The following is an 8,741-nucleotide window of genomic DNA, read 5'->3' as shown; positions in this document are numbered from 1 at the left end:
TTCATGCGGTGGTCCGAAACAGCGGTCGGAAACCGCACTGGTGAAGAAGGCGATAGATGAGTCCACGGCGAACAGGCATCCGGCGAGTTGTCGGAGGGGGTTCACTGGCGGAATTGCTCGGTGCCCGGGTTCAGGTCGGCGATGCCGGGATCTATCTGGGCGGCGGCGACCGGGTCAACGACTGGACGGTCTATTGGGTGTTCGACAACGGACCGGCCGGGCCGCCGAGCGCCGGCGACCTGCGTGCTCAGCTGGAGCGCCGGCAGGCGTATCTGACCGTGCTGGACCGGCATATCGCCGATGTCCCCGGGCAGGTCGGCAATCCGTACTGGGTTGCCGGGAGCAGTCGGCCGGTCGAGCGGCTCCGGGTACACGACCGGCCGACCCCGTGGGCCGACCTCCTGGAAGCGCTGACCGGTACGTTCGCCGAGCAGCTGGATCTGCACGCGGCGCCGTGGCGGTTGACCGCCTATACCGATGTGCGCGGCGCCCCGACCGGGCCGGCCGCCGCCGACGCAGCCCGGGACAGCTCGGTAACCGTGTTGTTCGCGCAGGTCAGCCATACCTTGTTGCTCGGTGAGCACATCGAGAGCCTGGCCGGGGCCCTGTTCGGCGCGGAGCCGGCACCGTTCCTGATCCCGCGGCTGGGCGGCACGGTCGACCGGCCGCGGCCGGTCGCTGCCACGATCGCAGGTGCCGCCCTGCTGCCGTTCGAGTATCTGCGGTGGAACCTGCGCCGGGTCGGTTTTGCCCTGCGGCGGCGGGCGGCGGACAGCGCGGATCTGGGATTCACCGATCGGACGCCGAGCGCGCTCAACGCGCCGCTCGGGGCCGGGCTGCCGGTCGCTCGGGTGATCCGGCCCGATATCGCGGGCGCGCGTGGCCGCGGACTGACCGTCACGATGCTGGCAGTGACGGCGATATCGCTCGCGATCGAGCGTCATCTGATCGGATCCGGAGCCGAGTGCCCGCCCGATCTGGCCGTACTGGTCAATGTCCGGTTCGACGACCCCCGCGATTCGCCCGTGGTCAACAAGATCACGGCGATTCAGGCCGATCTGTATCCGTCGATCACCGATCCCGCCGAGCGGGCGCGGACGATCCAGGCCACCGCGCGTGATCGCCTGGTGGCGATGAAGGCGCTGGCGGTCGATGCGCTGCATGTCGGCGGCGCGATCCCGTACCGGCTGGTCGTGCGCAGCCACCGCCGTTCGCCGATCGACATCCAGGAACAGCGGCTCTGGGTTGCCGGGGTGACGAGCGTGCGCCGGGTCGGCAGCGCGGCCGACTGGACCTTGGCGGATCGGCCGTACTCGTTCGGTGGTCACCTGATCAACTCCGCGGCGGCGATCGGCTTGGGACACAGCCTGATCGGCGGGAGTACGGATCTCACCGTGACGGTCGTCGCCGACGCCGACGTGATCGGCGACGTCGACGCGTACACCCGTCTGCTTGCCGAGGCATTCACCGAGGTCACCGCCGCAGTTGCGGCCCCGACGCCGGTGGGAACCGTCGTTCAGTCGAAGTAGTCGGTGGCCTCGCCGTCGCGCACCACGTCCACGGTGAAGCAGTGGAAGCCGCCACCGAACAGCCGTCGGTGCCGGTGCCGGACCGGAATCACGTCGATCCGCTTCGCCTCCAGCTGCCGGATCAATGCGGGGTGGTCCGGGTTGGCGAGCACGGTGTCCGGGCCGATCGAGAGCACGTTCATGTCGATGTATCGACTGGCCAGCACCAGATCGTCCGGGCCGTACCCGGGCAGTCCGGTCGGCTCCGGATAGCAGATGTGGTCCCAGCGCTGCAGCGGGCGCGGCAGCCGGTCGAGCACCTCCGGTCCGCGGACCAGGAGCAGGCCGGGCCGCAACGGCACGACGGTGCTGTCGATGTGGTCGTCGCTGAGCCGGTAGACCCGATGAAAGCGCAGCCGCCCGGCGAACTGGCGTTCCAGCCAGTCGAAGGCGAGCTGGTGGTGCGCGGTGGATACGTTGACCAGAACGTCTCGGCCGAACCGGACGATCTGCGCGGCATCCAGCATCGGCTCCACCCCGACCCGATACGGCGAGTCGTCCGGTCGGGTGGTCACCGTGATCGGCTCGTCCGGCGAGCCGGAACCGGCCACGTAGGAGAAGTCGAACGAGCCGTCGGTCATCACCGGTCGGGGCATGACCGACCAGCGCGCCCCGCGCCGGAAGTACTCCAGGAATGTGGGTTTGAGCAGCTGATTCTCGAAGTAGCGGGCGCGCATCAGCGGCGGCGTCTCGACGATCTCGTCGCCGAGCACGATCACCGAGTCCCGGATGTTCAGCGCCGGCAGCATCGTCGCCGACCAGGCCGGCGTGCGGATCTCGGTCGTCGCCGGGTCCAACTCCAGCGGCCGGTGCACGGTGATGCCGACCGACTCGAGGGTCGTGACCAGGCCGGCGATGTCCTCGTCGAGTTCGTCGAGGTACTGCTGTGCGATCGGAATCCGCTGCCGGGGGCCGGTGAAGGGCGGACGCAACCACGGCTTGGCCGCGAGATCGTTGTCCTCGACGATGTTCTCGTACAGGAAAAGGTCGAAGCTGAGATCACGATCGTGTGCCGGATGGTGCCGACCGGAGCCGACGATCACCGCGCGCAGCGCCGACCACTCGTCGTAGCTGTTGAGCCGCAAGGGGTTCGGATTCGTGCCGAGATCGGCGTGCTCGCCCGACGGCGGATCGGCGACGATGGTATCGGCGATGTGGCGCGGCAGCGGCGTCATCCGGACAGATTAGCCCGTCCGTCTGACCGCAATGTAGGTTTGGCTTGCCTGGCTTCCTCGCTGAGCGTTCGAGAGGAAGCGTACGGCATGTTGGGTATCTGGGAGCGGATCGGCGAATGACTGCGGTGCTGGACAGCGAGATATCGGCGGTGGAGATCTGCGAGCTGGGCCCGAACTCCCGAAATCTGCTGTACGAGCTCGGCCGAATTCTGGCCGATGCCTACGGTGGTCCAGCCGGTCCGCGCTGTCGCCATGCCATCGCCGAGCTGGCTGCCGGGCTCACCGGTGAGCTGGCCGATCTGGTCGCCCTCCCGGCCGGCGACGCCGGCGTACGGGTGCTGCGCGGACTTCGGCTCGACAGTGCCGAGCTCGGCCGTACCCCGCCGAGCTGGGCCGCCGTGAACGACCGGACCGGCGCGCCGATCGATCTCCAGATGTTGTTGCTGGCCACCATGATCGGCTCCCCGTTCGGCTGGTGCGGCCAGCAGGAGGGCCGGTTGGTGAACAACGTGGTGCCGGCGCGCGGCTATGAGCGGATACAGACCGGAGCGAGCAGCGAGATCGTGCTCAGTCCGCACACCGAGGATGCCTTCCATCCGCTCCGCGCCCACGCTTTCCTACTCGGGTGCGTGCGCAATCCGGATCGGGTCGCCACCACGATCGCGTCGATCCGCCGGGTGCAGCTGTCCGCTGCTACCCGGCAGATTCTGCTCCGTCCGACGGTGCCGATTCTGCCCGATCTCACCTATGGTGACCTGGAACGATGGCCGGCGGCGAAGCCGGTGCCGGTGCTCTGGGAGCGGCCGGACGGACTGTGTATCCGTTACGATCCGGATTACACCCCGTGGCGGGATGCCGGTCCGCAATTTCGGGCGGCGTACGCCGAACTGGGTGCGGAGTTGGCCCGCGTCGCCGACCTGCTGGTGCTCGAACCGGGCGACGTCGCCATCATCGACAACGATGTCGTGGTGCACGGCCGGGTGCCGTTCACCGCGCGATTCGACGGCACCGACCGCTGGCTCAAGCGGGTCAATATCGCTGTCGCCGAACGCTTCCGCCCGGCTCGGGAACGGACCGAACGCGGCTACGGGCAACGGGTCACCCGGCTGCTCCCGCCGGCTCAGCTCCCGGCAGGTGCGCGGCGGTGAGCGAACCGGAACTACGCCTGCTCACCCGCAGCGACCTCGCCGACATCCCGATCACGGTCGGCGAGGTGCTCGCTGCGGTCCGGGCGGCCTTCGTGGCCGTGGCCGAAGGCCGATCGGCCAACCCGACCAAGCTGGCCATGCCGGTGGCCGAACATCACTCGGTGGCCTACGCCATGCTGGGGTATCACCGGCCCGATCGGTTGGTCGGGTTCAAGACCTCGTACCGGCACGACGACCGGCAGGTTCGCTACTACACGACGCTGACCTTGTACGACGACGCCACCGGATTGCCGGTGGCGCTGCTGGATTGCGCCCGGATCGGCGCCTTGCGTACCCCGGCCACCACCGCGCTGCTGGTCGCGGCGAGCGCGCTGCCGAGCGCGCGCACCGCGCTGTTGATCGGTACCGGAACGCAGGGCCGGGCGGCGCTGCCCTACCTGCTCACCGTGCTCCCCGGACTGACCCGGTTGCAGGTATACGGGACGCATCCGGCCGGTCTGGCGGCGGTTCGGCGGGAGCTGCTATCGCACTTCCCGGGCCGGGCGGTGGAGGCGGTCGACGATCTCGATGCCGCGGTCACGGCGGCCGACGTCGTGCTGGCTGCGTCCGGGCCGCAGACCGCGGTTCGGATCTCTACCAGCGGGCTCCGGCCGGGCGCGGTGCTCGCCGATGTCGGTTGGGGGGTCGCCGGTTCGGCGTTGCGGACGGCCGACTACGCGACGGCGACCAGCGCCGCCCAGCTCGGCGTCACCGGCCGCTACCTGGCCGGTCCGGACGGGCGGATGCGGCCGGTCGACGCCGAGCTCCCGGAGCTGCTGACCGGTCGCCGCCCCGGTCGGCGGACGCCGGCCGACCGGGTGTTCGCCTACAACAGCGGGATGGTGGTGACCGATGTGGCCGTCGGGCGCCTGCTCGCCGAACGTGCGATCGCCGCCGGCCGCGGACGGTCGGTGCCGCTATGGAGTTGAACCCTGCCGATCCGCGGCCGGGCCCGGTGCCGTTACCGGCCCGGGAGCCGTCCTGGGTCGGCCGGGTTCGGGATCACCCGGAGCTGCTGGGGGATATCGCCGACGCCGTCGGTGGGCCCTACCACGTACTCGACGACGCGCACTTCGCCGCCAACCTGACCGGGTTCGCCGAGCGGTTCGCCGATGCGGGAGTGGCCGGGACGATCTACTTCGGCAAGAAGGCCAACAAGGCGGCGTGCTGGTTGCCGCGATGCGCGGCCGCCGGCGCCGGGGTCGACGTGGCCAGCGTGGCCGAGCTGGTCGGTGCGCTGGCCGGTGGGGTCACCGGCGATCAGCTGGTGATCACCGGACCGGCGAAGTCCGACGAGTTGTTGTGGCTGGCGGTGCGGCACCGCAGCGTGATCGCGGTGGACGCGCTGGACGAGCTGGCCCGACTGCTGGTGCTGGCCCGGACGGTGGCGCCGGTCCGGCTGCTGTTGCGGATCCGGCCGGCGGCCGACCCGGACAGCCGGTTCGGCCTGACCGACGCCGAACTTGCGACCGCGCTGGATCGGTGCGTCGAGCAGCGAGACACGGTCGAGCTGACCGGATTTTCCTTCCATCTCACCGGGTATGCGGTCGCGCCACGTGCCTGGCAGGCGGCTGCGGCGATCGACCGGTGCGTGGCGGCCCGGGCGCGCGGGCTGGCGGCCGGCGCGGTGTCGATCGGCGGCGGGTTCACCGTCGACTACGTGGATGACCAAGCGTGGCAAGCATTTCAGCGAGAGTTCCGGGACAGCTGGTTCCACGCGGGAAAGTCCTTCCGGACGTTCTATCCGTATCACAGCGACCCGGCGGGTCCGGCCATGCTGGCGGCCGTGCTCGCCGAGTCCGTGCCCGGCGGCGGCGATCTGGCTGCTCGACTGGCCACGACCGGAACTCGGCTGCTGATCGAGCCCGGCCGCGCGCTGTTGGCCGGCTGCGGCTTCTCGGTGTTCCCGGTGCAGGGCTACAAGGAGCGTGCCGGCTACGGCATCGTCACCGTGGCCGGGACCAGCCTGAGCTTGTCCGAACAGTGGTTCGGCAGTGAGTATCTGCCCGATCCGGTGCTCTGGCCGGCGCGGCCGTCCGACCGCCCGGTCCGGGTCTGCGTCGGCGGCGCCAGCTGCCTGGAGGACGACATGCTGACCTGGCGGAAGGTGCAACTGCCCGGTCCGCCGCGACTCGGCGATCTGTTGATCTATCCGAATACGGCCGGATATCAGATGGATTCGAACGAGTCGGAGTTTCACGAGCTGGCGCTACCGCCGAAGGTGGTGGTGGACACCGGCGGACCGCGCGTGCGCTGGCGGCTGGATGCCGGGGTACCCCGGAGCCGGCGTGGGTGAGCCGGCGGAGAACGTCGTGCACCGGGTTTCCGATCTGATCGGGCGCACCCCGCTGCTGGAGCTGTGCCGCACCGCCGGCGGGACCCGACTGCTGCTGAAGCTGGAACAGTTCAATCCGACCGGCTCGGCGAAGATTCGGATGGCGCGCAGCATGGTGCTCGCCGCAGAACGCGAGGGCCGGTTGCCGCCGGGCGGGCACATCGTCGAATCGACATCGGGCAATACCGGATTGGGCCTTGCGGTGATCGCGATCGAGCGGGGCTACCGGTTCACCGCGGTCGTCGACGGGCACGCCAGCCGGGACAAGCTGCGTGCGCTGGCCGCGCTCGGTGCGAACCTGGTGTACGTCGGGGGCGCCGGTGACGACACCCCCAGTCCGACCGCACGCGAGGAGCATGCGGCCGCCCTGGCCGCCGCCGAGGCCGGCGCCTGCTTCTTCGACCAGCACAACAATCCGAGCAACGCCGCCGGCTACACCGCGCTCGCCGCGGAACTGTGCGCCGACCTCGCCGGTGACGTCGATTATCTGATCAGTTCGGTCGGCACCGGCGGCTCGTTGTTCGGCACCGCGCGCGAGCTCCGCCGTCGGGGCTCGGCGGTCCGGGTGATCGGCGTCGAGCCGGTCGGCTCGATCGTGTTCGGCGGCCCGGGTGGGCCGTACTGGCAGTCCGGCACCGGCACGCCACCGGGCGCGCCGATCGGCCACACCATCGACTACGCCCTGCTGGACGAGGGGGTCAAGGTGTCCGATCGGGACGCGTTCGCGACCGCGCGGGTGATCGGCCGGCGAATCGGGCTGCTGCTCGGCGGCTCGGTGGGCGGCGCGGTGTACGTCGCGCTGTGTCGACTGCGGGACCTGCGCCCCGGTGCGACCGTGGTGACCATCGCCTGCGACGGCGGGGAGAAGTACCTCGACACCGTGTCGAACGACGAGTGGTTGCGAGCCAAGGGGCTGCTGTACCCGGCGGCCGAACGTGCGGTGGCGGAACTGCTGGACGGCTACGCGGCCGAAGCCGTATCGTCCGCGCACGAGACTCGGTAACTTGTTTCGATATGAGCGTCAGCTACGACAAGCTGTTCATCGGGGGCGAATGGACGCTCCCGGACTCCGCCGAACGCCTCGAGGTGTACTCCCCGGCGACCGAGGAGCTGGTCGGCAGTACCCCGATCGCCGGCCCGGCGGACATCGACCGGGCGGTGGCGGCGGCCCGTGCGGCATTCGAGTCCGGACCGTGGCCGCGACTGACCCCGAGCGAGCGGGCGGCGGTGTTGGCGGAGGTTGCGCTGGTGATCGATCGGCGCAGCGCCGAGCTCACCGCGATGTTGACCGCGGAGATGGGTGCGCCGACCGCGATGGTCGGGATGTTGCAGCAAACGCCGACGATAGCGGTGCTGAACTACTACGCCGGCATGGCGGAGGCCTTTCCCTGGACCGAGAAACGGGTCGGCGTGTTCGGCGAAAGCTACGTCTCCCGCGAGCCGGTCGGTGTCGTCGCAGCGGTGATCGCCTGGAACGTGCCGCTGTTCCTCTTCGTGAACAAGGTGGCTCCGGCCCTGCTGGCCGGCTGCCCGGTGCTGGTCAAACCGGCGCCGGAGACCCCGCTCACGGCGAACTTGTTGGCCGACATATTCACCGAGGCCGGGGTGCCGAAGGGGGTGTTGTCGGTGCTGCCCGGCGGCGCCGACACCGGCGAGTACCTGATCTCCCACCCCGGGGTCGACAAGATCACCTTTACCGGCAGTACGGCGGTGGGTCGCCGGATCGGCGCGGTGGCGGGGGAGCAACTGAAGCGCTGCTCGCTCGAGCTCGGTGGTAAGTCGGCGGCGATTCTGCTGCCCGATATGGATCTTGCTGCCGGGGCGCCGATGCTGCTGATGTCCGGACTGATGAACTCCGGCCAGGCGTGTGTGGCGCAGACCCGAATTCTCGCCCCGCGGCAACGCTACGGCGAGGTGCTCGACGCGCTGACCGGCGCGGCCGGATTCCTCGAGGTCGGCGACCCGGCGGAGCCGACGACGGCGTTCGGCCCGCTGATCTCGCAACGACAGCGAGATCGGGTCGAGGGTTATATCGCTGCCGGAACGGCCGAGGGTGCCCGGCTGGTGTACGGCGGCGGCCGGCCGGCCGATCTGGACCGCGGCTGGTACATCGAGCCGACGATCTTCGCCGACGTGGACAACTCGATGACCATCGCTCGCGAGGAGATCTTCGGGCCGGTGCTCTCGGTGATCCCGTACGAGACCGAGGACGAAGCGATCCGGATCGCGAACGACTCCGACTACGGGTTGGCCGGTTCGGTCTGGACCACCGACATCGAGCGTGGCCGCCAGGTGGCAGCGCAGGTTCGGACCGGGACCTACGCGATCAACTGGTATGCCTTCGACCCCAGTTCGCCGTTCGGCGGATACAAGAATTCCGGGATCGGCCGGGAGAGCGGACCGGAGGGGCTCGACGCGTTCTGCGAACAGAAGTCGGTGCTGATGCCGCCCGGTTACTCCAGCTGAGTTCCGCGGT

At 69.8% G+C, this 8,741-nt stretch carries 7 protein-coding genes; 6 read left to right on the top strand and 1 reads right to left on the bottom strand.

Annotated features, from left to right (window positions below):
• The first annotated feature begins 113 nt into the window (after nt 1-113).
• On the top strand, nt 114-1,529 hold the full coding sequence (locus tag KV203_RS18620) for a hypothetical protein (protein ID WP_066469246.1): 1,416 nt from the start codon (nt 114-116) through the stop codon (nt 1,527-1,529).
• Here KV203_RS18620 and KV203_RS18615 read toward each other — a convergent pair.
• Nucleotides 1,517-2,743: an inosamine-phosphate amidinotransferase 1 gene (locus KV203_RS18615; protein ID WP_217995961.1), complete on the bottom strand. Its 1,227-nt coding sequence runs from the start codon at nt 2,741-2,743 to the stop codon at nt 1,517-1,519. The two genes, KV203_RS18620 and KV203_RS18615, sit on opposite strands and share 13 nt — an antisense overlap.
• Before the next feature lie 116 nt (nt 2,744-2,859).
• On the opposite strand from KV203_RS18615, the gene KV203_RS18610 reads away from it, so the two are divergent.
• Genes KV203_RS18610 through KV203_RS18590 form a run of 5 tightly spaced genes read left to right on the top strand, consistent with a single transcriptional unit; the run spans nt 2,860 to nt 8,731 of the window.
• Nucleotides 2,860-3,891, top strand: a complete 1,032-nt coding sequence (locus KV203_RS18610; protein ID WP_083529964.1) for a TauD/TfdA family dioxygenase — start codon at nt 2,860-2,862, stop codon at nt 3,889-3,891.
• Nucleotides 3,888-4,859, top strand: coding sequence for an ornithine cyclodeaminase family protein (locus KV203_RS18605; RefSeq protein WP_246600243.1), 972 nt, complete (start codon nt 3,888-3,890; stop codon nt 4,857-4,859). Before KV203_RS18610 ends, KV203_RS18605 begins: the two co-directional genes overlap by 4 nt.
• On the top strand, nt 4,850-6,226 hold the full coding sequence (locus KV203_RS18600; RefSeq protein ID WP_066469249.1) for a type III PLP-dependent enzyme domain-containing protein: 1,377 nt from the start codon (nt 4,850-4,852) through the stop codon (nt 6,224-6,226). The genes KV203_RS18605 and KV203_RS18600 overlap by 10 nt, the downstream gene beginning before the upstream one ends.
• Nucleotides 6,219-7,268 carry a PLP-dependent cysteine synthase family protein gene (locus tag KV203_RS18595; protein ID WP_246600241.1) on the top strand — a complete coding sequence of 350 codons (1,050 nt, stop codon included), beginning with the start codon at nt 6,219-6,221 and terminating at the stop codon, nt 7,266-7,268. The genes KV203_RS18600 and KV203_RS18595 overlap by 8 nt, the downstream gene beginning before the upstream one ends.
• Before the next feature lie 11 nt (nt 7,269-7,279).
• A complete protein-coding gene (locus tag KV203_RS18590; RefSeq protein ID WP_066469252.1) occupies nt 7,280-8,731 on the top strand; it encodes an aldehyde dehydrogenase in 1,452 nt (483 codons plus the stop codon).
• Nucleotides 8,732-8,741 lie beyond the last annotated feature (10 nt).

It is taken from the genome of Skermania piniformis (assembly GCF_019285775.1).
Classification (GTDB): domain Bacteria; phylum Actinomycetota; class Actinomycetes; order Mycobacteriales; family Mycobacteriaceae; genus Skermania; species Skermania pinensis.
The sequence above is the reverse complement of the archived record's forward strand: the minus strand, read 5'-3'. Positions and strand labels throughout refer to the sequence as shown.

Excerpts from the sequence above, each read along its gene's own strand:
- KV203_RS18590 (WP_066469252.1), top strand. The coding sequence starts at position 7,280 with ATGAGCGTCAGCTACGACAAGCTGTTCATCGGGGGCGAATGGACGCTC.
- KV203_RS18615 (WP_217995961.1), bottom strand. The coding sequence starts at position 2,743 with ATGACGCCGCTGCCGCGCCACATCGCCGATACCATCGTCGCCGATCCG.
- KV203_RS18600 (WP_066469249.1), top strand. The coding sequence starts at position 4,850 with ATGGAGTTGAACCCTGCCGATCCGCGGCCGGGCCCGGTGCCGTTACCG.
- KV203_RS18610 (WP_083529964.1), top strand. The coding sequence starts at position 2,860 with ATGACTGCGGTGCTGGACAGCGAGATATCGGCGGTGGAGATCTGCGAG.